Below are 24,104 nucleotides of genomic sequence, written 5' to 3' on the forward strand. Positions count from 1 at the left end.
TTTTGATGCAACAGGGTATAAAATTAATTGTTGTTTTTTAGCAGATATCCGGCTTACAATGCCCCAAAGCTGAACAGTATTTCTCCTTTATTTACCGGTGGCGTGGCGATCTGGTAAACGATAAAGCCATCAATGGGCGAATAGATATCGGTTAGCAGGTTCCCTTTAAAATCGGTGATGTAGCCTAACTTCATCCCCTTGCTGATCAGCTGTCCGCTTCTGCAATCGCTGTAAAAGATACCGGTGTATTCACTGTTAATGGAACTGCGTTTGGTGATTTCCAGCGGATGATTGGGCATTTCAACTTTGCCGGGTAAGAATTGCAGGCTTCGCATTAAATTCAGCAGGCCACTGTTTATTTTTGTTACTTCAGCTGTTGAAACGTTTCCGAGCCTGCCACATTCAATTGCAACAGTTGGTATCCCCTGCCGCACGGCTTCCTTTGAGCAATACAGCGTTGGCGCTCCATTTACAAAGCTGGCTTCAGATTTCATGATCCAGTCAAAGCCCAATGCTTCCGCCATCTGCCTGGCTTTGGCGGTTTGCCCGCCATATACATAGTATCCCACATAATCGTGCAGGTCTTCCGGGGCATCGCCTGCATGTATATCTACGAGGTAATTACATCTTGGTAATATCTTCTGTGATAGTACCCAGGCAATGCAGGGTGTTTGACTTCCTTTATTATCTCCCGGAAATTCCCGGTTAAGATTTTTCCCGTCAACCGGGTTATAGTATACGGACCTGCCGAGAAATGCATTTACGTTGGCTATATGAACAATGATGACCGTGCCGCTTAATACAGCGGGATTAAGCTCCCGTGCCATTTGTTGCATGGCCATAATGGGTGGGTATTCAAATCCATGAATGCCGGCTATCAGCCCGATTACAGGACCTGCATTTTTACCATGTATTATAGTAACGGGGATAAAGGTGCTGTCTTTTGAAGCCGTGATAACCGGTATATCAAACGAAGCTTTTTCTCCTGCCGCCACCTGGTGGCCTTCTATTCTAAATGGAGCCTGCCGGGCAAATATCTCCGGCGCCCGGAAACTTAACAACAAAGTAAAAATGTAGAAAGGAACAGATAATCGCATACAGTAAAGCCAGATTGTAAACATATCATTTGCAACAATGATGCAAATATATAGTATTTCCGGAATTACCAATATTTAAAGGATCACTGGTAAAACGGGATGTTGTGCTGCCAGGCAGAGCCGGGCAAAAATAAATTTGTGTAGTTAAATAACTACATTTATATTTGTAGTCAAATAGCTACACAATGAATTTACGACGAGATGTATTTCAAGCCATAGCGGACCCGACAAGACGGGCTATACTTCTATTGGTAGCTTCGCAGGCCATGACAGCAGGTGCAATAGCCTCAAACTTTGACACGGCGAGACCGACCGTTTCAAAGCACCTGCAGATACTCACGGAGTGTGAACTACTTGAACAAAAGCAAAACGGCAGGGAGATTTATTATCACATCAACGCAAAAAAAATGAAAGCAGTAGCAGACTTTATTGAGCCATTCCGCCAAATGTGGGATGACCGGTTTAACAAATTGGAAGCCATCATGAAAAAGTACAAATCAAAAAAATAACACCCATATGGAACGTAAAACAAAAGTTAATGCCGAAGACGGCAAACAGGAATTAGTAATAACGAGGGAGTTTGATTTGCCGGTGGATCTGCTTTTTAGAGCCTATGTAGAGCCCGAAATTGTGGAGCAATGGATGGGAACCAAAGTGCTGAAGCTGGAAAATAAGAAGCACGGCGGCTGGCATTTTGAAACAAGCGATGCCAGCGGAAAGGTAGTGTTTGAGGCCAGTGGCACCATCCACGAGTTTGTTCCGGATCAGAAAATTACCCGGACATTTGAAATGGAGAATGCGCCTTTTCCCGCCCAACTCGAATTCCTGGTATTTGAACCCCTTACAGACGACACCAGTAAACTCAGTATGCATATCGTATATAAATCTGTTGCACTCAGGGATCAGATGATACAAATGGGTTTTGCCCCAGGTCTGAATATGGCACATAACCGGTTACAAACTATTGTAAGCAAATTAAAATAACACATCATGTCAAAGAGAAATAAAATTATCTACTGGATTGCTACGCTCTGGCTTGCATTGGGAATGGTATCTACCGGAATAGTACAATTATTCAAAGTGAAGGCGGAAGTAGATTTTACAGAGAATTTAGGCTATCCCACCTATTTACTGACAATACTGGGTGTCTGGAAATTGTTGGGAGCTGTGGCAGTACTTATTCCTAAATTTCCTTTATTGAAGGAATGGGCGTATGCAGGCTTTTTCTTTGCCATGTCAGGAGCGGCCTTTTCACATCTGGCAACAGGCACCACGAACCATATATTTCCCTCGTTGTTATTACTTGCACTGACTGTAATATCCTGGTACTTCAGGCCGGCAGATAGGAAAACCATTTTAGTTAATCAATAAAAATGAAATAAAATGAATCCCAAGGTTGATTTTTATTTTGACAAAGCTAAAACGTGGAAGAAAGAAATAGAGAAGTTGAGAGCGATTGTGCTCGACTGTCACCTGAGTGAAGAATTGAAGTGGGGGTGTCCTTGTTACACCTTTGAGAAAAGTAACATCGTTTTAATACATGTTTTTAAAGAATACTGCGCAGTGTTATTTTTCAAAGGCGCGCTGTTAAAAGATCCTAAAGGTATCCTGATCCAGCAAACAGAAAATGTGCAGGCTGCGCGCCAGGTGCGGTTTACCAGCCTCCAGGAGATCACCAAACTGGCATCTACCCTGAAAGCCTACATTTACGAAGCCGTTGAACTGGAAGAAGCCGGCGTGAAAGTGGAGTTTAAAAAGACCAAAGAATACCCCGTTCCGGAAGAATTTCAAAAGCAACTGGATAAAACGCCTGCTTTGAAAACTGCTTTTTATGAACTGACACCAGGCCGGCAAAGAGGATACCTGCTTTATTTTTCTGCTCCTAAACAATCTAAAACACGGGAGTCGAGAGTGGAAAAATATATAGAACAAATTCTCGATGGTAGAGGATTAGATGATTAAGAAGAACAGCCTGTAGCAGCCAAAATAAATACCCGACCTGAATCACAGAACTTTGTGGATCTGATGCTGTAGATTTTTAACCTGGAGAGAAGAAATATTTTTTCCCTGAAACTTATGTTTTCATTTTCTTTTCCCGGAGAAGCATGTATCTTTAGTAAGCATGAAAACACAGATTTGCATCTGTTATCTAATCCCAATAACATGGCCAGTTTCAAACCCTCATGGTCGGGTGTTACCCTCATTATTATCACGCTGTTTAGTCAATTGCCGGTAAATGCACAGTCCCGCCAATTCTCGGTATCAGGCGGTGGCGCCCTAAACGTAAATAATTTCGACTGGTCCATTGCAGGCAATTCAGAGGGGCAATCCCCCAATGTTTTATCAGAGCTGCATTTTAACAGCATTACCTCTCCTGGTTTTTATTTAAATGGCGCCTACAGGCCGGTGAAATACCTGCGGTTTGATGCGTACTATCAAAGAAACGGTGTAGTCGGTGGTAGCGGGATGGACACGGATTATAAAGGCGATGACCGTACAGATCCTACGTTTCAGCAATCCTTTTCCAGCGACAGGGGCTATTTGGAGGTATTCAGGATAGGCGTCAGCGTTATATTTCTCCAACGTACAAAGTTCAGTTTGGGGGCCGGCGTATCCTATAAGAACACCCGGCAAAACTTTGTTATTCTCAGCCCGGAGTTAACAGACCTGCAAAGCACTTACACTGCAAGGTGGCGTGGACCAGCATTCTCCCTGGAAGGCAATTACCTGATCAGCCGGTCGCTGTCAGTTGGCGCCAATATAGCCTATACGTTGATCCGTTACCGGGGAGAGGCAGACTGGAACCTGATAGATATATTCATGCATCCATTGAGTTTTGAACAAACCTCAAAGGGGCACGGCATGGATTATGGTTTGAATTTCAGGTATGCTGTTAACGGTTTTCTTTCGTTTTCACTTGACGGAATGCTGGGGAATGCAAGGATTTCCAAAGGAACCGATATATCTTACCTGACAAACGGTACACAGATTTCCACACAGTTCAATGGTTCCGGTAATTACTTTTATGGCGCCCGCCTGGGAGCCATGGTACAGTTCTGATTAGCTTAAATGAACCGGCTATAAACACCTAAAGCCAGTTTTAATAACCGGCAGTTTATAATTTTTTAAGTAACAGTGCTTACTTTTCCAGTTTGTATTTTATCGTAATCGCCGGCGATACTGCTGTGTTGAGCACCACTAATGAAGTATCCGGGGAATAGGTTATTTTCCCTTTCAGATCTGTTCTTGGCTTGCCGTTTCCATCCATGAAATAGATACTGTCGGCAGTCAGCTTAATTGCAAATACAGAATCTTTCCGGATAGTATATACAAAATCCGTTTTGATATTTGTGCGAAGACCGTAAGCCGCGAAACTGGTGCTTTGCAGCGTGTTGTCTTTTGCCAGCCAGGAAAATACGTTGCCATTACTGATTTTTGTCCAGGCCCCTTCCTGTTGTGTCTTTATAGAATCTTCCCGCCAATCGAATTTAGCGCCATAGGTAAAAGGGTCTACCTGTAAATCATCATCCTTATCGTTCTTATCGCAGGATTGTAACAACAGCAACGTCACAATTGGACATAAAAAAAAGAAAAAGCTTTTCATCCGTCGATATTTTAGCTATGTTGAAAAGTAAATTACGTTTTTATCTTTTAAATGAGAAAGAAGCCCGTCGTTTGTGACAGGCTTCTTCCCGGTATTGTTAACTTAAGGACAAGTAAACTTTCCCAGATCATTGGCCAGCGTACAACAATTAGGAGGCGTTGGATTGCCGTTGTTCAGGTATGCCTGAAAATCGAGTCTTTCACTCGGCGTCATGATCGTGTTATCCGACTTGTACACCGTAGGCGCTAACTCAGCATACACATCTGTTCTTGCCATATACGGAATATAGAAGTAGTTTATCCAGGATCTGTCGCTGTTCGAAAGAAAACTACCCTGGTAAATATCTGTGCCGTCTGTTTTAGTGTACATCGGCAGGCTGGTGTTATGTACAATGGAGGTACTGCTTGTATAAGAGCTGTATCCCATTACAGAAGTGTAGTCGTAAGTACCTGTCTGGTAGTAATTGGTGGACGGGATATTAAATTGCGCCAGTCCGGATGAAGTAAGATTGGATGTATTCACAGTAACAAACGAGTTCCTGTCGAGGCGCGTATGTTCATGTCTTAAACCCAGTGCATGGCAGATTTCATGAATAATTACACTGTTATCCCATGAATTAAAGGCAAAATCAGCGAGGTTGATACGTTGTACACCGCCTGTTCTTCCGAGGTTTGATTCACTGACATCGGCGCCATCTGTAGACCAGAATTCGATGTTGGGGTAGGTAAATCCATAAGTGGGGTCAACGAGTGGTTCGCAGGTGGCATTGTAGAATCTTACGTTGGTATTGGACTGCATTTCAAGCAGTGCTGAACGTACTTTCTGTTTCTCTGCCAACGTTAAATTTGATCCGTATATAATCCTCACCATTGCCCATAAATTATAGGCGGTGGGGTATATACTGAATGCGCGTGGAATGGTGCGACCCTGAGCGGTGTTTTGAAAGGGCACGTTGTAAACCGGGTGTGCGTTCTTTTCAGCGCCTACATAGTCGGGCTTCTTCGACTGTAACTGACCATAGAGATCCAGGTTTTTGTATTGTTCTTTAGTAAGGCGGATGTCACCTTCCCAAAAATAATCAGCGCCCTTTTTTTCGACCATCACACCGGATTTTAAAGTGATGGGGCCGTCTTTCTGGTTATCTGATTCATTAGATTGCTTATCCTTACTACAGGATAAGAAAAACAATACTGCTAACAATGGGATTGTTTTCAAATAGTGGGTACGTTTCATGGGTAATTTTTATTGGTTGAAAAAATACTTGGGTTATTGTGAGACTATAGCAAAAAAATGAGAAATAGGTTAAGCAAATCAGTTTCGTGATACCTGAGGGTCAGTAGCACGTATAACGATATCTAAAGTAAAAGAATATTTCTAATTACAGGGAATTTATTTTTAAGCAGATGATCTGTAGTCCTAATAATAAGAAAGGTTCGTATTGAAATCGGCCTGTATATTTTTGATAATCAATTGTTTTCCTGCTGATTGATTTTTCCCGGGCCGGGTGTAAATAGTTTTGAGCCATGCCGGCGCTAATTTTATCAAGCAGGTAACATTGACTTATCTACTTCTTATACCTGAACTTTTTCAGCAGCTCTTCCTTTTTACGTCGCGATACGGTTACATACACTCCGTTTTCCAGTTCTATCTGCCCGCCTTCTCCGCGGATGTAGCGCTTGATGTAGTGCAGGTTGATAATATGTGAATGGTGCGTGCGAAAGAAGAGGTTTGTAGGCAACAATTCCTCAAAATCTTTCAGGGTGCGGCTGGCAAGCAGGCCGGGATGATTGGAGAAGTTGATAGCAGTGTAGTTGCTTTTCGCTTCCAGGGATACGATGTCGGATATATTGAAGAAAAGCAGTCCTTCTACGGTTGGGATGGCGATCTTGCCCTGCAGCGAGCCCGTGTCGAGGTTTTGTTGCAGTACCTGCAGCTTTTCTTCTGTATGTTCCTGCGACTGCCCGCTGACCCTTGCAATGGCCGATTTCAGTTCTTCAATATCAACTGGCTTGAGTAAGTAATCAAAGGCTGCGTAGCGGATAGCTTTGATTGCGTATTGGTCGTAAGCGGTGGTGAAAATAAGATGGAAATCTTTTTGCGGGAGCATGTGCAGCATTTCAAAACCACCCATACGCGGCATTTCAATGTCCAGGAAAACAATTTCAGGTTTTTGTTCCTGGATAAGTTTCAATCCTTCGGCGCCATCTGCCGCTTCGCCCAGCAGGCGTACTTCCGGGCAGTAGTCGCGTAGTTTTTCACGTAAGGCAAGGCGTCCTTTTTGTTCGTCGTCAATGATTATAGCTGATAGCATTACTGAATTTTTAATAGTACCTGAACCCTGGTGCCGGTGGGCTTTCCATTGTTCTTTAAATCTGTTACCACTACAGAGGCATACTCTTCGTTGTTAAAAAACTTAACCCGGTCGCCGCTCATTTGCATGCCATAAGAATAGTCATGTTTCCGGCTGCCGTTCCTGAGCGCATCTCTGCCTACTCCGTTATCTTCAATAACATATTCAATGTGTTCTTCGTTTTTGGTGACTGTAATCGTCAGCCTGCCATCGCTATCCGGGCGATGCCTCAGGCCATGCAGGATGGCATTTTCGATATAAGGTTGTACCACCAGTGGCGGCACCTGGTAGTCGTCCTGCAGCAGGGATTCATCCGCTTTGATGGAGGCGGTGAATTTATTTTCGTCCCTGAGCTGCTCCAGGTCGATATACAATTGCAGCGTTTCCAGGTCTTTTGCGAGGCTCACGGTATTTTGTTTTGAGCTGTCCAGCACATTGCGAAGCAGCTTGGCAAATTTGTTCAGGTAAACGGTTGCGGAGTATTTATCATTGCTTTGGATCAGCGCATCGATGCCGTTGATACAGTTGAAAATAAAATGAGGATTCATTTGCGCCCGCAGCGCCATCATTTCGGTTTCGGCTATGCGGTGTTTTAATTCCGCTTCCCGCCAGATGTTTCTGATCCTTCTTTTGATCAGGAATGCGACCAGTCCGATGAACAGGATCAGCGCCGCAATACGGAACCGCCAGGTTTGCCACCATGCCGGATGGGCTTTTACAAACAGCAGCAACGTTTGTTCCTGCCTGTTCGCCAGGTTGTCTGACACCTCTACGGTAATGTTATACTCTCCCGGGGTGATGTGATGAAGAGAGAGTTCCGGCCGGTGTCCCAGGTCATGCCAGTTATTTTCATCGCTATATTTATACCTGAAGTAAACCTTATGCGGATCCAGGTACGACAGGTCAGAGAAGTACAGGTAAAGGGAGGTTTCTTTCCTGGATAATTCGATACGGTTGGCATTTTCATTTCTGTAAACGCCGTTTACACTGGTTTGCGTAAGGCGCAGGCGGTTGGTTAACCGGGTTTGCAAAATCTTTTCAGGATCTATTAATACTATTCCGTTGGGAATACCCAGGGCAATTTTGCCGTTGAGTAATTTTTTATGGGCATTCACCAGGTAGTCTGTAGGCAAACCATCTATCTGTGAAAGCCGGACTACCTTGTCTTTTCCCTTCAGCCAAACATGCAGTCCTTCGCGGGTACCAAAAAAAACATTTCCGTGCCGGTCTTCAGAAATTCCCACCACATAAGTATCTGCAATATCGTATTCGTGCGTATCTACTTTCTGGATTATTTTCCCTTTCTCATCTGTACGGTTCCATCCGCCGTAGGCGGAAAACAAAAGGTTATCATCTGCAGCCAGCCCTATACTGTTGTAATAGTCTCCTACAAAAACGCCTAATGTTTTTTTATTGATGGTGGAATCGGATATCTCCACAAACGCATTTTTAGCGGCATCATAACGGGCAATACCCCACGCTTTGGGCATCCATCCTGCCAGCCAGATGGTGCCGTTGTTATCTGTCAGCATATCATTCCATGTATTGCCGGTCCAGAAAGTGCTGTCGTTGATAAATGCCCTGGAGAATTTTTCAAGACCTGGATAACTGTATCGTGCGATCTGCTGACCGGAGAAAACAACCCAGCACTCGTTTTGCGGTGTCACCAACACTTTTCGTATGGCGCTTTTTATTTGCAGCCCAGGCAAATGCAGCAGCTGAAACCGGTTGTCCTGCCACCGGAATATTCCTTTTTGGGTAGATAATATGATTTGATGATCCACTTCATCCAGCGTATAACAGGTATTATCCGTTTGTTTTGAAAAGCGCCTGTTCAGGGAACCGTTTTCATAAAACCAAACTTCTCCTGCACGGGTCAGCATCCACAGTCCGCCGGCTTTTTGTTCTACAATAGATATTACCGCATCATTTTTATCATTTGTTCCGGGAATCGGGATGGTTTCAATAGCTTCGGGGCCGGGTGTTAATTTTACCAATCCTTTTGTGGTGGCAATCCAGAACAGGTTGGTACGCGGATCAAAACTGGCGGAATTGATCACCGCATCATCGATGCTGCAAATTTCCCGGTAATCATTTTGTTCTTTCCGGTATATTTTCCGGGAAGTGTAAGGAAACAATCCCTTTTTGGTATGCAGGAATCCTTTCACCACATCGTGGGTGGGCAATGAAGGGAGATATTCAAATTGCCCGGTAACCGGGTTTACGCGGATCAACTTCCCATCTGTGGTGGCAAGGAGCACTTCCCCGGGACTCACCTGAACGGCGCTTTCATAACTCAACCGGTTGATGGCTGTTGCAGGGTGCAGCTTTAGCTTGTTGCCGGCTTCGCTCCAAACCCAGAGCCCTGATCTGGCGGGTACCCAGATGTTTCCTCCTGTAACTTCGAGTATATCTGTATTTATCTCCGCATCTTTATTGTCGGGTGCAATGAGGAATGAAGAGATCCTGCCATTTCCCGGCAGGTAGTATTTCACATAGTTAAAGTCTGTGGACCATATTCTCTTCTTTTTATCGATGAAAATATTCCTGTAGGCATCGTTATTGGGATCGGTATCCGTAAAGACATTTGCTGCCAGCAGTTCGGGGGCGGCCTGGAAACTTTGTAAGCGATTCAGTCCCCTGTCGTCATAAAAATAAAAGGTATGGTGATCCTGGTATAAATCACTGATTCCTCCTTGCAGGGACGGGTGATTGACGAACCGGTAACCATCATAAACTGACACTCCTTTTTGGGAAGCGATATACAAATATCCGGATGAATCAGGGATGGCGGCGTATACATAATCGGACGGAAGTCCGTCCATGTAGTTCAAAATTTGTTTTCTGTAATGATCCTGGCTGTGAAGGCTCCCTGTATAACAGCTACAGCATATCAACCCAAACAGGGTATGTGATATAGTACGTGGTAACGCCAAGGGTTTTTATTTAAATTTACAAACATTTATAGTTATCCTGTTGTATTCCTTTCTAATCCTCATTGGGCAAGGGCTGAGCTGCGCAGGCTCCTCCGGATAATAATCCGTATGCGCTGTTGTGAATGATATCACTACCATAGGGAGTTAACGTATTAAACTCTCCATTGGTGGTCATTTCGCGTGGTTTGCAACAATCCTGGCTAAAAGTCCAGGCGAGCCAGCCGATATTATGTTTACAGGCTTCGTTCAGCACAATGCGATAGAGGTTACTTATATCATAGGCACAACAGGTATTACCATCCTGCCAGTTACCTACTTCTCCAAAAACGAAGCATACGCCTGTTTTATCAATTTCGTCCAGTTTTGCTTTAATGGCGGCTTCGTTGCTGGCATAATCTGCCCAATAGGTATGTGCAGAGAAAATAATATTCTTTGCGGGATCGGCATTCAGAATGTCTTTCGCCACTTTGGCAAGCTCCGAAGAGGAGGTGCCGCAATCCGGCGCATCAATCATAAACGGGATGGTGATGCCTGCACTGCGGAGTCGCTGCACTGCCTGGGTGTAATTGTTTTTGAATGTTTCCTGTGCAGCCGCCGGATCTGCAGCCCACAACACGTTGCCGAATTCGCAGGCGATGTTGGCGATCAGGTATTTTTTATGTTTATTGATAAGGTCGAGTACCACTGGTTGCTGCCACCAGGCTACGGCTACATTGTTAAAATAATTCCAGTCGCTTTTGCACACGGTGTTCTGGACTACGAGGATAGGGATCATGCGTTTCTGGTGGCAATACCCGATGATATTACTCAGCGTTCCGTCATTGAGCAGGCCATCTACTGTTCCGGGTGTTCCGGACCCTGTTTTATCCAGCCAATGGGTGCCGTTGGTGTACCATTGAATGCGGATAGCGTTGGCGCCGGTTTTCGCAGCTTCATCAATCTTAAACTTGTATTGAGTGGGGTTGCCCAGGGTGGGCAGGCCCTCATCGATAATGGGGTAATTGATGCCGCGCAGGAGGAATGACTGGCCGCCAGGCAGCACCAGGTTTTTTCCTGATACGGTGATGGTGGGTGAGGAGTGCCCGACATCGACAGGATCTTTATCGCGGCAACCTGTTATGATGGCCAGTGCCACTATAAGAACGGTGAAGGTTTTCTTTGTCGTTTTCATTTTTTGGGTTTTTAGTTTTCATTAAGATATTCCGGATATGCTGATTCAATTACACGAGTATTGGAACCTCATTTCGCTGCTGTTTGCTGCGGTACTACCAGTAAGGGTTGTTGTTTTGATCTTTCCTGTTTCATCATACTCATAATTTATGTTTACAACGGTCGAGCCGTTTGATGATGATTTGACCAGGTTTTTATTTTTGAATGGATTGATACCAGTAATCACTAAGCTGTTAATGGCGATGGGATCTCCCTTTTGAACAGGTTTATCGGTATAGTACTCATAATTTGTTGTCACGCCGCCTGCTACTTCTTCTTTTATCATATTGCCATTGGCCCAGGTATAAGTAGTGGTACTGGTGGTATTACTGGCCGGTCTGCCGATATATTCGTTTTTTTGAGTGGTCAGTTGTAGTTCTCCCTGGCTATTGTATTCGTAAATATAGGTGGTAGTAGCGGTATGTTTGAGTGGTTGACCGGTGGGGGTATAGTCGTAACTCTTCCGGGTGATAAGTGTAGGTAGCCCCATACTGTTAAGTTCTGCCCGCAGTTCACTTGTTAGTTGTCCGTCCCAATGATCGAAGTAGCCATTGCGGGTGAGTAAACCCGGTGCATAGTTAAAATTGTAGCGGGTTTTGTAAAAGTCGTCCGTACCAATTTTACTTACCCTGCTGTCGTTGTCGTAACTGAGCGTATAGGAGACGGCGGTACTGCCGGACTTTGATGTGATGGCTGCTATACGGCAGCTTTTGTCAGGTGGCGGCGTTGGGCTGTTATCGTCTTTACTGCAGCTTGCCAGGATGAAGGCCGGTAGTAAAAGGGTACATTGGAGAAGCGATTTGATTTTCATGACATTAAATTTTGAATTTGTGATTATTGGGGTTGTTGATGATCAGGTTATGCTGCCAGCCAGGTTTGCATTTTTGTAAACAGCTGGTTTGTCCAGTTGCCCCCGCAATGGCTGTTACAGCCTGTATCGGTTATTCCTTCGCTGTTGAGCTTGAAAGGAGAACTGTTATTGATGGCGTCGTACAGAGCTTTACCAGCGAGCCCGCCGGGATCGGGTGAGCCGGAGCAGGTAATGGTATATATGGGCAGATGAAAATAGGTGGCGCCCTCTATAGCTCCGCAGGCCGCAAGTACGCCTTTGCAATAGGCCAGTTTAGCCGTCCATGCGGTATTGTTCAGGAGCATATAGGCCGCGTAGGAATAGCCTCCCACCACGGATCGGTTTTTATCCAGTCCGAATTTGCCCGCCAGTGTGGTTATACATTTGTCGTAATCCTCAGCTACTATGTTGGAGCTGGCGTCCCAGTCGGCAAGGCCGGGCGTTTTCCGGTATTGCACGATGGCGGCTATATAGTTATTTTCCGCTGCTTTGCGGCAAAGCGCTATCTCAGGGGCGCCATCCAAACTGCCCGGTCCGGGGTTTTCGGCGTCATTACCGCCGCCCATCACCAGGATGCCATAGGAACTTGTGGCGCCTTCTTTTACAAATAGCTTGTAGGTAACGCCATTGGTGGTTTCAACGGTGACTTTTATTCCGTCATTGGGCTTATTGTCAGATTCTTTGCTGCAGTACGAAATAAAGAAGGCCAGTAGCCCTGTGCAGCAGGCAAGCTTAAAAAAGAAAGGTGTTTTCATGATTTCACGATTTTAGTGTTATCTGCCATTTGCCGCGATCAGCTTCCCAAACCGGATATCCGGACGCCATTAGAGGAATGCCGGCTCAAAAATGCCATACAAACAGGAAGGCAGGAAGTGCCATTTAGCAGATGGGGGAAGTGAGTGAGCCGGCGGGGAATTATACCGGTAGCCGGCAGGTAAAAAAGGATGACCGCTTTTGAGCCCCGGTGTCAAAACAAATTTCACGGGGTTATAGATTTAATCGTAATATTAGATCATTGAACTACGCAGTATATGTATTTTACCAGTGTGCCTGATCATACGGAGCCAGGATTTGATGAAGCATTGTATTTCAGCAAATTCAAAAAGCATAATATTATTATTAATGCGGAAAGCAGTGGTAGTCGTTGCGATGATCATGTTGGATGTCTTTCCGTTAAAACGGTACTCAGCGGAGAGGAGTGGTATGGAATTGATCGTCGCAGGCTGGTTATAAGGCCGGGGCAATTCCTGGTATTGAATGACGACCAGCGTTATTCCTGTCGTACTGAAGGGAACGAAAAAGTGAAATGCTTATCCGTATTCTTTCAAAAAGAATTTGCTTCATCAGTGTTTGATGATATGCTTAACAGTGAGGAAACACTGTTGCAGTACCCATCTTCAGATAATAAAACCGCACCTGAATTTTTTCAAACACTTAATACTATCACACCTGATTTGCAGGCGCAGCTGACCGGGCTTATCACCACCATTGAAAACAGGGGATATGATGCTGCAATGGCAGATGAACGCCTGGTTTTTTTATTGCGGCACCTGATCGGGGTACATAAGTCCGAAATGGTTCGTGGGGATAAGGTAAATGCGGTGAAGGCAACCACGAGAAAGGAGATCTACAAACGGTTATGCATAGCCAGGGATGTCCTGCATTCTTCTTATACGGAAAATCTTGATTTATATAAGATCAGTCATCTGGCCTGTTTATCTGTACCTCAATTAATCAGGCAGTTCAAAGCGGCGTTTCATTGTACGCCTTATCAATACCTTATCCGCATCAGGCTGGAGCATGCTGCCCGGTTGCTGCAACACACCAACAAACCTGTGCAGGAAATCACTTGGATATGCGGGTTTGAAAATACGAGCGCTTTCTGCCGGGCATTCAAATCAGCTTATGGCATTCAGCCTATGATTTTCAGGAAAAAATAAAATTGAGCATTTCTGCACATCTCATCGGCTGGCGTATGTATAATTTGGGTGTTATATGATGTTTATAAAGATGAAAAGAATAATATCAGTATTGGCTTTTTTGTCATTTTTACAGTTGGCCCATGCGCAGGAAACAATGATACCGCTGTATGAGCAACATATTCCGAACTCCAGAAAGATACCGCCGGATTATATAGAAGAAACAGATACCTCGGGTTTAATAAGAAAAGTAACGCAACCGGGCCTGATACCTTTTTTCCCAAAGAAGGGAACCGCCACCGGCACGGCCGTACTTATTTTTCCCGGAGGAGGTTATTTTGTGCTGGCGCCGGCTACCTGCTATGAAATAGCCAAAGCGCTCACTGAAACGGGCGTCACTGCGTTTGTAGTGAAATACCGTTTACCGCATGATACGATCATGATTGATAAAACAATTGGCCCGTTACAGGACGCCCAGGCAGCCATCCAACTGGTACGTAAAAGAGCCGCGGAGTGGGGCATTGATCCTCACAAGGTGGGCACAATGGGACTTTCAGCGGGCGGTCACCTGGTGTCAACAGCAGGTACGCAGTTAAACAGGGTGGTTGTTGAAAATACGGAACGGGTCAATCTCCGGGCAGATTTTATGGCACTGCTGTATCCTGTTATCATCTATGATCCTGCTATTCCAAGAACCCGCGAAAACCTGATCGGTAAAAATCCGTCCGCAGCATTGCTGGATCTGTATAGCACCGATAAACAGGTTACCGCAAATACGCCGCCAACGTTCCTGGTGCATGCTGTTGACGACGATGTGATACCTGTCAGAAATTCACTCCTGTTTTTTAATGCGTTGCTGAATGCGCATGTAAAGGCCGAAATGCACATACTGCAATCCGGTGGTCATGGTTTTGGTTTAACAGATCTTAACAGCGGGAATAACTGGTTTAATTTGTTCAAAAGCTGGCTGGCAGAGAATGGGTTTTAGGAGCAATGTTTTTAGGCATGTTATAGCGCACCTGCAAATTCCTTAACCAGGATATAGATACCCATCGCCAGTACAAACCAGCCGAATCCCTTTTTTAGTCCGCCGGCAGGGATTTTCCGGTTAAGGTAGCTCCCCGCTAAAATACCTGCTATGGCCAGTGAAGTAACTGTTAACAGGAGCTGCCAGTCTATTCCCTTATCATACAGGTTGCCGGTAAATCCTATCAGGGAGTTTAAGGCAATCACCAGCAGGGAAGTACCAATAGCCTCTTTCATAGGAAGATGTAATAACAGTACCAGTGCAGGGATGAGCAGGAATCCACCGCCGGCTCCCAGTAAACCGGTTACTAACCCAATGCCTGCGCCAAACAGGATCATTTTCCCGGTACTGATTTTCCGGTCAGCTATTCCTGTTGAGGGAACAGATTTGTTGCGCATCATGGATACAGATGAGATAACCATCAGACAAGCAAACAAAATCATTGTAAGCCAGTTTTCTGTAATTACAAATCCATGTATAGTGGCGATGTGCTCCGGTATAGCCGGTACCAGCCATTTACGGGTGAGGAAAACAATTGCTGCAGAAATGGCGGCCAGCAACAAGGCTATCCTGATGTTCACAAATCCTTGTTTATACTGCTTTGCTGCGCCTACAAGACTGGCGGAGCCCACCACGAATAAAGAATAGGAAGTAGCGGTTACCGGAGACACGCCAAACAGGTAAACCATGAGGGGCATGGTTAGTATGGAGCCGCCGCCGCCAATCAATCCTAATGATACGCCGATCAGTAAAGAAGCTATATATCCGAGGAGGTGCATGTTATGTATTTTGACACAAAGGTCGCTGCCCCTGTTGTTGCTATCAGTGATAATAGTCACGCAGCGTTATTAAAGATTTTTCCCGTCAGTGTGACCAAAGTCACTGAAAACTTACCCATTAGGACAAGGAATAGCACCGTATTTTTAAAAGACCTAAAGTTGTAAATTTGAAACTATGCAGGAACAATATCCCATCCGGAAATTATTTCCCGGACTAGAAGAAGGTCTTTATGAAGAAATGATGCAATATGGCGACATCCGGGAAATCCCGGCAGGCACCGTTATGTTACGCAAAGGACAATCCATCAGATCTACTATGCTGATACTGCAAGGGATTGTTAAGCTTTACCAGGAAGATGAAGAGGGCAATGAGTTTTTCATGTATGATATAGAACCCGGAGAGGCCTGCGCAGTATCTATGGTATGCACTTACCGGCAGGAGAACAGCCAGGTAGTGGCTAAAGCATTGACAGATGTGACCGTGCTCACCATCCCACTTCAATACATGGATGAATGGCTGGGCAAATATAAAAGCTGGCACTACTTTGTGATAAGGACGTGGCGGGCCCGCTATGAGGAATTGCTGAATACCATCAACGAGATTGCATTCAAAAATATGGATGAGAGACTGGAATTTTATATTAAAGGGCAGGTTAAGAAAATGGGGCGGCAAATTAAACTCACGCACCAGGAAATAGCCACCGATCTCAATTCTTCACGTGAAGTGATCAGCCGCCTGATGAAAAAGATGGAAAAAAATGGCTGGGTTATTATTCACCGCAATTCTTTCGAATGGATTAAGCCGTAGATTTTTTTTTCTGTGTGACTGGTATCACCTATAGACTGAAATAGAGGGGGCATCTTTGTAGTCAACAGAAAAACAAAACACTATGTATTTTCAGCACATTTATGATAAGAGCCTGGCACAAGGCAGTTATTTCATCGGATGTCAGAAAGCGGGAGTAGCCGCTGTAATCGACCCTAAAAGGGATGTGGATACTTACCTGGAAATTGCACAGGAACAAAAAATGCAAATTACCCATATCCTGGAAACGCACATCCATGCGGATTTCCTCTCGGGATCACGGGAATTGGCCGCCCTTACAGGAGCCGGCATATACCTCTCTGATGAAGGCGGCCCTGAGTGGCAATACGAATTTGATCATATTGGCCTCCGGGACGGCAGCCGTATCCAGGTGGGCAATCTTGAACTGACAGTACTACATACGCCGGGACATACACCGGAAAGTATCAGCTTTTTATTAACTGACAAACCGGCCAGTGAAGTTCCCGTTATGTTATTTACAGGAGACTTTGTGTTTGTAGGTGATGTTGGCCGTCCTGATTTACTGGAAAAGGCTGCCGGTATGAAAGGCACGGAGATAACAGGGGCACACCAGTTATTTGCCTCTCTTAAAAAATTCAGCGCCCTGCCGGGCTTTGTACAGGTTTGGCCTGGACATGGCGCCGGTTCTGCCTGTGGAAAAGCGCTGGGTGCAGTGCCTTCCACCACTACCGGGTATGAGCTTATCAGGAACCCCGCTTTCCGTTTTGAACAGGATGAAGAGGGTTTTGTGCAGTACCTGTTGGCGGATCAACCCGAGCCACCGGCATATTTTGCGATGATGAAAAGGCTCAATAAAATAAACAGACCACTGCTTACCCAGGTACCGGAGCTTAAAGAAATTGGCAAAGACGAACTGAAAGCAGCTCTGGATAAAGGCTACAAACTGATCGATACACGTAATAAAGCAGCCTTCGCGGCGGGTTATATTCCCGGCAGTATTAATATACAAAACAATAACTCCTTCAATACCTGGGCCGGCTGGTTCCTGGATTATGAAACACCGTTTATTTTACTGGCAGACCCTTCTGAATTGAACGGACTTACCCGCAAACTGATGCGGATAGGTCTTGATAATATTCATGGTTACATTCCTTCCGTAAAAGTATGGGAAGACACCGGCGGCAAACTTGAAAAAGCCTCCGTCATTTCTATAGATGACTTCAAAAACCTCTATCAGAGTAATGGAATCCAGGTGGTGGATCTGCGCGGCGCCACGGAATATAGTTCCGGGCATATCAAGGGAGCTGATCATGTGTTTATAGGCACCCTGCTTAATAATCTCGACAAGATCAGCAAAGATAAAAAAGTAGTGATTCATTGCCAGGGCGGCGACCGTGCCACAATAGCCTATTCATTGCTTGCCCAAAAAGGGTATAATAATGTACTGAACTTTTCAGACGGTATGAACAAGTGGATACAGGAAGGGAATCCTGTAGTTCATTAATGAAATCAGTAGTTCAATAAATCAATACAAATGCTTCATATATTACAACAACCCTGGCCCTGGTATGTGGCGGGTGTGCTGATCGGGCTTATAGTGCCCGCACTTCTATTATTGGGGAACAAACATTTTGGAATATCAGCCAACCTGCGTCATGCCTGTGCGGCCTGTTTTCCTGCCGGAATAAGTTTTTTCCGGTATGATTGGAAAAAAGAGATCTGGAATTTCTTTTTTGTGGGTGGAATATTGGCAGGCGCTGTTATTGCCGCTCAATTATTACCAGACCCTAATCCGGTAGTGTTGCACCCGGCCCTTACCAAAGAACTGATGGCATACGGAATTACCGACCACAGCTCCTTATTACCGAAAGAATTGTTTTCCTGGAGTAGTCTTTTTTCCCTGCGTGGTTTGATCATGCTGGCAGGTGGTGGTTTCCTGGTAGGCTTTGGCGCCCGGTACGCGGGAGGTTGCACGTCGGGGCATGCCATTATGGGCCTCAGCGACCTGCAATGGCCTTCGCTGGTGGCTACTGTTATGTTCATGGCAGGTGGCTTTATAATGGCCAACCTGATACTTCCCTTTATTCTTCATTTATAATTTTACAGAACAACTATATGCAAACTACAACGCAAGGCATAAAGCAGTCACCGGAAAATACAGATTTTGAAGTCCGTTCACTGGATACGATTTGTGTCAATGAATCAAAACGGCAACATCCCTGGTGGTATAATTTCAAGTATATGGCAGTAGGTATCGTGTTCGGTGTGGTGTTTGTTAAAGCAGAGGTCATCAGCTGGTTCCGCATCCAGGAAATGTTCCGGCTGCAAAGCTTTCATATGTATGGTGTGATCGGTACTGCTGTAGTGGTGGGAATGATTTCCGTATGGCTTATCCGGAAGTTCAACATTAAAACCATTCATGGCGAAAAGATTGAATTCCATCCCAAGAAATTCAACAAGGGGCAAATTTACGGCGGCCTGATCTTTGGTTTAGGCTGGGCCCTTACCGGGGCCTGTCCCGGGCCTTTATTTGCGCAAATCGGCACCGGCGCACTGGTGGCGGTTGTTATACTGCTAAGCGCTATTGCAGGTACCTGGACCTATGGTTATTTCAGGGAGAAGTTGCCCCATTAGTTTCCAGGGTATTTATGTGGTTGAAGGATATTATTCCGGATGATGTTTTTTACAATAATACGGGCATAACCGCTACTCAGATCTTCCCGGGAGAGTGGATCGAAAGAGGCTGTTTGTACCGCGTAAACCAACGCCCCGCTGGTAACGTCATAGATATTGCTTTTCCAGAACCAGGCCGTATGTTCCTTGTAGTCTCCATAAAACGGATGATACTCATTCATCGCGGCGTAATACATCCAGAAATCATTCTCCCGGAAAGGATAAAGTGAAAACAGAACCTTTTCGGTGACGTCGTAGATTTCCCTGGATTTATCCCGGAGGTCAATAGTTAATACTACGTTTATACTATCCCGTTGAAGTATCTTTTTGATGGAATCAGCAGGCAGGGAAACAAAAGCGCCCTGTCCGTAATAGGAACAGGCGGAAACCGCCCTGCAACCATGCGCTGTCAGCTGGTTTACCATATGTTTTTCCATAATTTCCCGTAAGCTGCTGTCTGGTCCGTGTATTATCGCCAGGACGAGGATATTTTTATAATGTTCAGGATGGATGTCCGTTCCTTTCCAGGTTCCTGTAATCCGGGAGGTGGTACACTGACACATGAATATTGAAATACTGATATATAGAAGTAGCCTTGGCATCCTTTATTTTTCTATTTACAATGAGCTATAAACAAGGGGCATGCTAATGCCGACATCAGGGCATCTGCCATGCTGGGGTGAAACCACCTGGACAAACGGCTTCTATGATAAGCGCCTAAAACAACAATAGTACTGCTATGGCCTTTTTGTAAATACTCAGGGATCACTTCCCACGGAATTCCCTGTAATACGTGATAGCTGGCATCGGGATAGTGTCTTTTCATAAATTCCTTCATCAGCTTTCCGTCCGGCAAATGCAGATCGGACGACGGACTTTTTACAGAAACTACTTTAACCGGTTTATACTTTAAGCTGGGCAGGGTATAGTCAAACATCCTGATAGCATAAACTGATGACGGGGATCCGTCATACAGCATCACAGATTTATCAAGCCCTTTAAATGCTGATGGTACCAGCAATATGGGGCATACTGCCTCGGCAATCAGGTGTTTCAGGAAGTGGGAGGGCGGATCTTCTTTACGCCGGTTAAATGTTTCTTTTGACGATATTATCATCAGATCCGCATAAATGCTTTCATGTAATATGGCATCTAAAGCAATATCCTGGTCTTTGTGCACAGAGTAGTTAAGTCCCGCTTCCTGGCATGCCAGTTCAAACCGTTCTACGCTTCGCGCGCGTGTTTGCTTATCCTTATCTGCATAATCCCTTATCCGCTGATCTGATACGCCTGATTCATCTACGAGATCATAAAGTGCATAACTCCTGTAAGTTATATCTTCAGGGAAAACACCTACAAGATGGGCCATTTCCTGTTGGGCGATAAACACAGCATATTCAACAGCACTGCTGGAATAATTCAGTCCGTCTAAAACGGTAATCATTTTTTTCATATTTCATTCTTTTTGCCTGAAAGAAAATGATGGAACCCGAACCGTAAGGGGTGAGCGGAAAGATATCTTTCCTTAAAGAGCAGCACGACAGCTGCTGCCGTCAGCAAAAGCGTGGATGGAAAGGCGGAGCCGGCACCTAGTGGGGCTATCGCTATCAGGAACGTAGTGGCAGCAAGTAACCCCAGCTTCATCAGTGCGCCCCTGGCAGCGATAAAAACCCCTGCCGCCAGCTGGCATATTGAAATAGACACGACAATTGCGGTAATGTTATCCCGGAAAGCCCCATAAATGAATTGTTCGTAAACAGGTGAAACGGTCATTGCACCGTAGACCATAAACAGTTCTGGTTCCCGGATGGCCATAACAGCGTTAAAAAAGGCCGCCCCGATGAATATCAGCGCCAGGAGAAACCTGGCAATAAGAGGCCAGAAAATAGCTGCTATCAATACTACCAGGCTAATTACATTGGCTATCAGGTAGGCGGGGGAAAAGATATTAGCGTGCATGATATCAGGTTTTGAAGTATGAATGACCCGGAATAATTTTCTTCTTTCGATAATAAAATTATAAGAGTATTTACTGCGGGTGAATGATACCGGTCATACCCGTTCTTGATTCAGGTCATGACCCCAATGATGACGAAAATCAGGATCCGGACTAATCCGGGTCATAGGTCATTTTTCCTTCCGGCGCTACTTTTGAGCAAAACAATGCCATGCAAAAGATCGCAGCTATATTTGATGGCCTCAGATTTTCAGAAAGTACCCTTCATTATTCCATTTGGATAGCGAAACAACAGCACGCACATCTGACCGGAGTTTTTTCCGATGACCTGACTTATAATAGTTTTAACTTATACCAGTTATTGAAAGCAGGAACGGACGAGGCTACTCTCAGGAAACTTGAAGCCGCTGATGAGGAACGGCGGGAAGCTGCTGCCGGCATATTTGAAGCTGCCTGCCAGAAGGCGGAAATAGCCTACAGCGTTCACCGCAATAGAAATATTTCCCTTCAGAGTGCCCTGGAAGAAAGCATTTATGCAGATTTACTGATCGTAGACGGGCATGAAACATTTGTACACGATGTTATGAAGCCGCCTACCCGTTTTATCCGCGACTTGCTGACGGATGTGCAATGTCCTGTGCTGATTGTGCCCGCCCAGGTGCTGGTGCCGGCCGTTTTTAGCGATATCAGGAATGTAGTGCTGTTATACGACGGTGAACCATCTTCTGTATATGCGATAAAAATGTATAATTACCTGTTACCCTCCCTGCAAACATTGCCAACAACTATTGTATCTGTTAATCCCGAAGGAAACCACCTCGAAAATAAGCACCTGATCAAGGATTTCATTAAGAGGCATTTCCCCAAGGCGGGGTATAAAGTAATGGATGGCATACCCGAAGAGGAAATTGTGAGCTATATGCTTGAACAGCCGGAGGGGACCATCGTAGTATTGGGGGCTTACAGGAGAAGCGCAGTTTCCCGGTGGTTCAGGGAAAGCATGGCAGATGTACTGATGCAAACATTATCATCTCCCCTGTTTATAGCCCATAATAAATAATGACTATGATCATAAACAGCCAGATTACTGATCGTGGTCATGTTTTGTGGACCCGGCCCGTAATAATTTAGCGTATTAGATATTAAAAAATAAGATGATGCCAGATAGTTTGAACGGACATGTGCCAGCGCATGAATCCTGGAGATATATATTGAGAGTGATGGAAGATGAAACCATTCTTTTTAAAACAAAACTAGCACATATACTCTCTGATAATTTTGAAAGAAGTCACCTGAGACATCTCGAAGTTTTTCAGCAGAGGTTCCTGAAAATGGATGAACAGATAAGTTTACTCAGACATGAAGTAAGAGATCTGCAGGAAGCAATGCTATGTAGTAATGAACAAACCACCCGTCCGGCAAGTGTTACAATATTGCAGAAAATGTTAACCGAAAAAATGGACCGGATACAGAGCAGCTTTGACATACTAGCCTCAGACTTTCAGCTGTATTTAAAAGAACATTTTCCTTCCAACTGATACCTCATATTGGCTGGTTTTACCGGTTATTCGCCTAAAAGGGCAAACCGGCGAAACTCTTTCCTGCGTTTTACATGGTATTGGGCCACTGCGTATTTTTGAAGATGCTCCATGGCTTCTTCAACGGAATCTGTCAGTAAGATATATTTCAAATCTGCCGGTTCTATCATGTAGCTTTCAATCATTTTATGAAACAAAGGCATCAGTGGTTCCCAATAGCCGCGGTTCAGCAGCACCAATGGGAAGTTAAGGATCTTATGGGTTTGTATCAAAGTAAGCGCTTCAGAGAATTCGTCGAGGGTGCCGATCCCTCCCGGTAGTATTACAAACCCATAGGAATATTTGAACATTAATACTTTGCGGACGAAAAAGTACCTGCAATTAAATTGCAGGTCAAGGTATTTATTGGCGGCTTGTTCCCTGGGCAAACTGATATTACATCCCACTGATTTGCCACCGGCCTCTTTTGCTCCCCGGTTTGCAGCTTCCATAATACCAGGGCCTCCGCCTGTCATTACTGTAAAACCAAGTTTTGCAATACCGGCCCCGGTTTTCCTGCCAGTTTCGTAATAGTTGGATCCTGGCTGTACCCTCGCAGAGCCAAATACGGCTATACAAGGTCCTGCAAAATGTAATACCCTGAATCCCCGGATAAATTCAATCAACACTTTCACGGAAAAGAAAAATTCCTTTGCCCTCGAACGGGGACCTTCCAGGAAATATTTTTCTTCATGACCTGGCAATTCGGCCAGTGTAGCGGATGGTTGCTGGTTTATGTTTACTGCTTGCATAACTAAATATTGAACCATCAATTTCCGGATATCTTCTTTCCTGTTACGTGACCGCTGTCATATAGCAGGATGATTATCCTCATTTGCCGGTGACAGCAACAATGGTAAACTTGTATTAATTAAAACGCCTTTTTATGCAGATATATATTCGTGAAGACGCGATGGTAAAGGATATACAGGATAAATTTCAGACAGTATATCCGTACCTGAAACTGGAGTTTTACAGGAAGCCACACCGGAAAGGGGAGTATTCTTCTGAAGAAGAAAAAATATCTCCGGATACTCTACTTGAAAGCATAAGGATACGGAATGATTCCGGATGGCTGGACATCAGCTATTACCGGACAGCCGCTGCGGTGGAACATGATTTTAGCTACATTTTTGGATTGAGCGCACAGGTACTCCGCAAAGCAGGAACACTATGGCTGGAAACTACCAGCACCGATAGCTGGACGTTGGAAGAATTGAATAATGCGGGAAAACCGCCAAAGAGACGCGCTTTCCAGTTGCCGGAGCGTCCGGAGGACGATTGATTTCAATACCTCCGGTACTACAGCCAATCCCACTTAGCCATTGGCAGAAACTCT

Annotated in this window: 28 protein-coding genes; 14 read left to right on the forward strand and 14 right to left on the reverse strand. The window is 45.0% G+C overall.

All coding sequences use genetic code 11. From position 1 onward, the window contains the following. Window positions 1-53 precede the first annotated feature (53 nt). Window positions 54-1,097 (reverse strand): succinylglutamate desuccinylase/aspartoacylase family protein, encoded by a 1,044-nt coding sequence (locus tag V7S65_RS02635; RefSeq protein WP_336386302.1) that lies wholly within the window; start codon window positions 1,095-1,097, stop codon window positions 54-56. Between the two features lie 185 nt (window positions 1,098-1,282). Between V7S65_RS02635 and V7S65_RS02640 the strand changes: the two genes are divergently transcribed. The 5 genes from V7S65_RS02640 to V7S65_RS02660 all read left to right on the forward strand — a co-directional run bounded on the left by V7S65_RS02640 (window position 1,283) and on the right by V7S65_RS02660 (window position 4,157). Further along, a complete protein-coding gene (locus V7S65_RS02640; RefSeq protein WP_079468362.1) occupies window positions 1,283-1,606 on the forward strand; it encodes an ArsR/SmtB family transcription factor in 324 nt (107 codons plus the stop codon). A gap of 7 nt (window positions 1,607-1,613) precedes the next feature. After that, a complete protein-coding gene (locus V7S65_RS02645) occupies window positions 1,614-2,081 on the forward strand; it encodes an SRPBCC family protein (protein ID WP_336386301.1) in 468 nt (155 codons plus the stop codon). Between the two features lie 6 nt (window positions 2,082-2,087). After that, entirely contained in the window at window positions 2,088-2,468 is a 381-nt protein-coding gene (locus tag V7S65_RS02650; RefSeq protein ID WP_079468360.1) for a DoxX family protein, read from the forward strand. A 12-nt stretch (window positions 2,469-2,480) separates the two neighbouring features. Next, on the forward strand, window positions 2,481-3,059 hold the full coding sequence (locus tag V7S65_RS02655; RefSeq protein WP_336386300.1) for a YdeI/OmpD-associated family protein: 579 nt from the start codon (window positions 2,481-2,483) through the stop codon (window positions 3,057-3,059). Between the two features lie 201 nt (window positions 3,060-3,260). Beyond that, window positions 3,261-4,157 (forward strand): hypothetical protein, encoded by an 897-nt coding sequence (locus tag V7S65_RS02660; protein ID WP_336386299.1) that lies wholly within the window; start codon window positions 3,261-3,263, stop codon window positions 4,155-4,157. Window positions 4,158-4,236: 79 nt separating this feature from the next. On the opposite strand, the gene V7S65_RS02665 is transcribed toward V7S65_RS02660, so the two are convergent. The 8 genes from V7S65_RS02665 to V7S65_RS02700 form a co-directional block, all read right to left on the reverse strand. Then, a complete protein-coding gene (locus V7S65_RS02665; RefSeq protein ID WP_336386298.1) occupies window positions 4,237-4,701 on the reverse strand; it encodes a hypothetical protein in 465 nt (154 codons plus the stop codon). Window positions 4,702-4,803: 102 nt separating this feature from the next. Next, window positions 4,804-5,802, reverse strand: a complete 999-nt coding sequence (locus V7S65_RS02670; protein ID WP_168771426.1) for a M12 family metallopeptidase — start codon at window positions 5,800-5,802, stop codon at window positions 4,804-4,806. 463 nt (window positions 5,803-6,265) lie between these two features. Then, window positions 6,266-7,012, reverse strand: coding sequence for a LytR/AlgR family response regulator transcription factor (locus V7S65_RS02675; RefSeq protein WP_336386297.1), 747 nt, complete (start codon window positions 7,010-7,012; stop codon window positions 6,266-6,268). Next, entirely contained in the window at window positions 7,012-9,876 is a 2,865-nt protein-coding gene (locus V7S65_RS02680) for a sensor histidine kinase (protein WP_336386296.1), read from the reverse strand. The genes V7S65_RS02675 and V7S65_RS02680 overlap by 1 nt, the downstream gene beginning before the upstream one ends. A gap of 163 nt (window positions 9,877-10,039) precedes the next feature. Next, a complete protein-coding gene (locus V7S65_RS02685) occupies window positions 10,040-11,158 on the reverse strand; it encodes a cellulase family glycosylhydrolase (protein WP_336386295.1) in 1,119 nt (372 codons plus the stop codon). Between the two features lie 45 nt (window positions 11,159-11,203). Then, window positions 11,204-12,007, reverse strand: coding sequence for a hypothetical protein (locus V7S65_RS02690; protein WP_336386294.1), 804 nt, complete (start codon window positions 12,005-12,007; stop codon window positions 11,204-11,206). A gap of 47 nt (window positions 12,008-12,054) precedes the next feature. Next, a complete protein-coding gene (locus V7S65_RS02695) occupies window positions 12,055-12,801 on the reverse strand; it encodes a hypothetical protein (protein WP_336386293.1) in 747 nt (248 codons plus the stop codon). Between the two features lie 69 nt (window positions 12,802-12,870). Further along, window positions 12,871-13,029, reverse strand: coding sequence for a hypothetical protein (locus tag V7S65_RS02700; RefSeq protein ID WP_336386292.1), 159 nt, complete (start codon window positions 13,027-13,029; stop codon window positions 12,871-12,873). Between the two features lie 48 nt (window positions 13,030-13,077). Here V7S65_RS02700 and V7S65_RS02705 point away from each other — a divergent pair, with 48 nt between their 5' ends. Continuing rightward, window positions 13,078-13,986, forward strand: a complete 909-nt coding sequence (locus V7S65_RS02705) for an AraC family transcriptional regulator (RefSeq protein ID WP_336386291.1) — start codon at window positions 13,078-13,080, stop codon at window positions 13,984-13,986. A 70-nt stretch (window positions 13,987-14,056) separates the two neighbouring features. Then, window positions 14,057-14,953: an alpha/beta hydrolase gene (locus V7S65_RS02710; RefSeq protein ID WP_336386290.1), complete on the forward strand. Its 897-nt coding sequence runs from the start codon at window positions 14,057-14,059 to the stop codon at window positions 14,951-14,953. Between the two features lie 20 nt (window positions 14,954-14,973). Here V7S65_RS02710 and V7S65_RS02715 read toward each other — a convergent pair whose 3' ends face one another. Next, the gene (locus tag V7S65_RS02715; protein WP_336386289.1) at window positions 14,974-15,831 is read right to left on the reverse strand and encodes a sulfite exporter TauE/SafE family protein; all 858 of its coding nucleotides are present in this window, start codon (window positions 15,829-15,831) and stop codon (window positions 14,974-14,976) included. 115 nt (window positions 15,832-15,946) lie between these two features. On the opposite strand from V7S65_RS02715, the gene V7S65_RS02720 reads away from it, so the two are divergent. From V7S65_RS02720 to V7S65_RS02735, 4 genes are all read left to right on the forward strand, one after another. Next, entirely contained in the window at window positions 15,947-16,579 is a 633-nt protein-coding gene (locus tag V7S65_RS02720; RefSeq protein WP_336386287.1) for a Crp/Fnr family transcriptional regulator, read from the forward strand. Between the two features lie 82 nt (window positions 16,580-16,661). Continuing rightward, complete coding sequence (locus V7S65_RS02725) at window positions 16,662-18,062, forward strand: MBL fold metallo-hydrolase (protein WP_336386286.1); 1,401 nt, start codon at window positions 16,662-16,664, stop codon at window positions 18,060-18,062. Between the two features lie 30 nt (window positions 18,063-18,092). Further along, window positions 18,093-18,656 (forward strand): YeeE/YedE family protein, encoded by a 564-nt coding sequence (locus V7S65_RS02730; RefSeq protein WP_079468350.1) that lies wholly within the window; start codon window positions 18,093-18,095, stop codon window positions 18,654-18,656. 17 nt (window positions 18,657-18,673) lie between these two features. Continuing rightward, window positions 18,674-19,192, forward strand: coding sequence for a DUF6691 family protein (locus tag V7S65_RS02735; RefSeq protein WP_336386285.1), 519 nt, complete (start codon window positions 18,674-18,676; stop codon window positions 19,190-19,192). Here V7S65_RS02735 and V7S65_RS02740 read toward each other — a convergent pair. The 3 genes from V7S65_RS02740 to V7S65_RS02750 are packed head-to-tail and all read right to left on the reverse strand — an operon-like array spanning window position 19,189 to window position 21,190. Then, on the reverse strand, window positions 19,189-19,794 hold the full coding sequence (locus V7S65_RS02740) for a hypothetical protein (RefSeq protein ID WP_079468348.1): 606 nt from the start codon (window positions 19,792-19,794) through the stop codon (window positions 19,189-19,191). The genes V7S65_RS02735 and V7S65_RS02740 overlap by 4 nt on opposite strands. A gap of 50 nt (window positions 19,795-19,844) precedes the next feature. After that, entirely contained in the window at window positions 19,845-20,684 is an 840-nt protein-coding gene (locus V7S65_RS02745) for a universal stress protein (protein WP_336386284.1), read from the reverse strand. After that, entirely contained in the window at window positions 20,681-21,190 is a 510-nt protein-coding gene (locus tag V7S65_RS02750; RefSeq protein ID WP_336386283.1) for a hypothetical protein, read from the reverse strand. The genes V7S65_RS02745 and V7S65_RS02750 overlap by 4 nt, the downstream gene beginning before the upstream one ends. A 209-nt stretch (window positions 21,191-21,399) precedes the next feature. On the opposite strand from V7S65_RS02750, the gene V7S65_RS02755 reads away from it, so the two are divergent. Further along, the gene (locus V7S65_RS02755; RefSeq protein WP_336386282.1) at window positions 21,400-22,248 is read left to right on the forward strand and encodes a universal stress protein; all 849 of its coding nucleotides are present in this window, start codon (window positions 21,400-21,402) and stop codon (window positions 22,246-22,248) included. A gap of 97 nt (window positions 22,249-22,345) precedes the next feature. Further along, window positions 22,346-22,726 (forward strand): hypothetical protein, encoded by a 381-nt coding sequence (locus V7S65_RS02760; protein WP_079468344.1) that lies wholly within the window; start codon window positions 22,346-22,348, stop codon window positions 22,724-22,726. A 26-nt stretch (window positions 22,727-22,752) separates the two neighbouring features. On the opposite strand, the gene V7S65_RS02765 is transcribed toward V7S65_RS02760, so the two are convergent. After that, window positions 22,753-23,517: an LOG family protein gene (locus tag V7S65_RS02765; RefSeq protein ID WP_336386281.1), complete on the reverse strand. Its 765-nt coding sequence runs from the start codon at window positions 23,515-23,517 to the stop codon at window positions 22,753-22,755. 134 nt (window positions 23,518-23,651) lie between these two features. On the opposite strand from V7S65_RS02765, the gene V7S65_RS02770 reads away from it, so the two are divergent. After that, window positions 23,652-24,050 (forward strand): hypothetical protein, encoded by a 399-nt coding sequence (locus V7S65_RS02770; protein WP_336386280.1) that lies wholly within the window; start codon window positions 23,652-23,654, stop codon window positions 24,048-24,050. Window positions 24,051-24,104 lie beyond the last annotated feature (54 nt).

The organism is Chitinophaga sp. CCNWYY40, from assembly GCF_037483205.1.
GTDB lineage: Bacteria > Bacteroidota > Bacteroidia > Chitinophagales > Chitinophagaceae > Chitinophaga > Chitinophaga ginsengisegetis.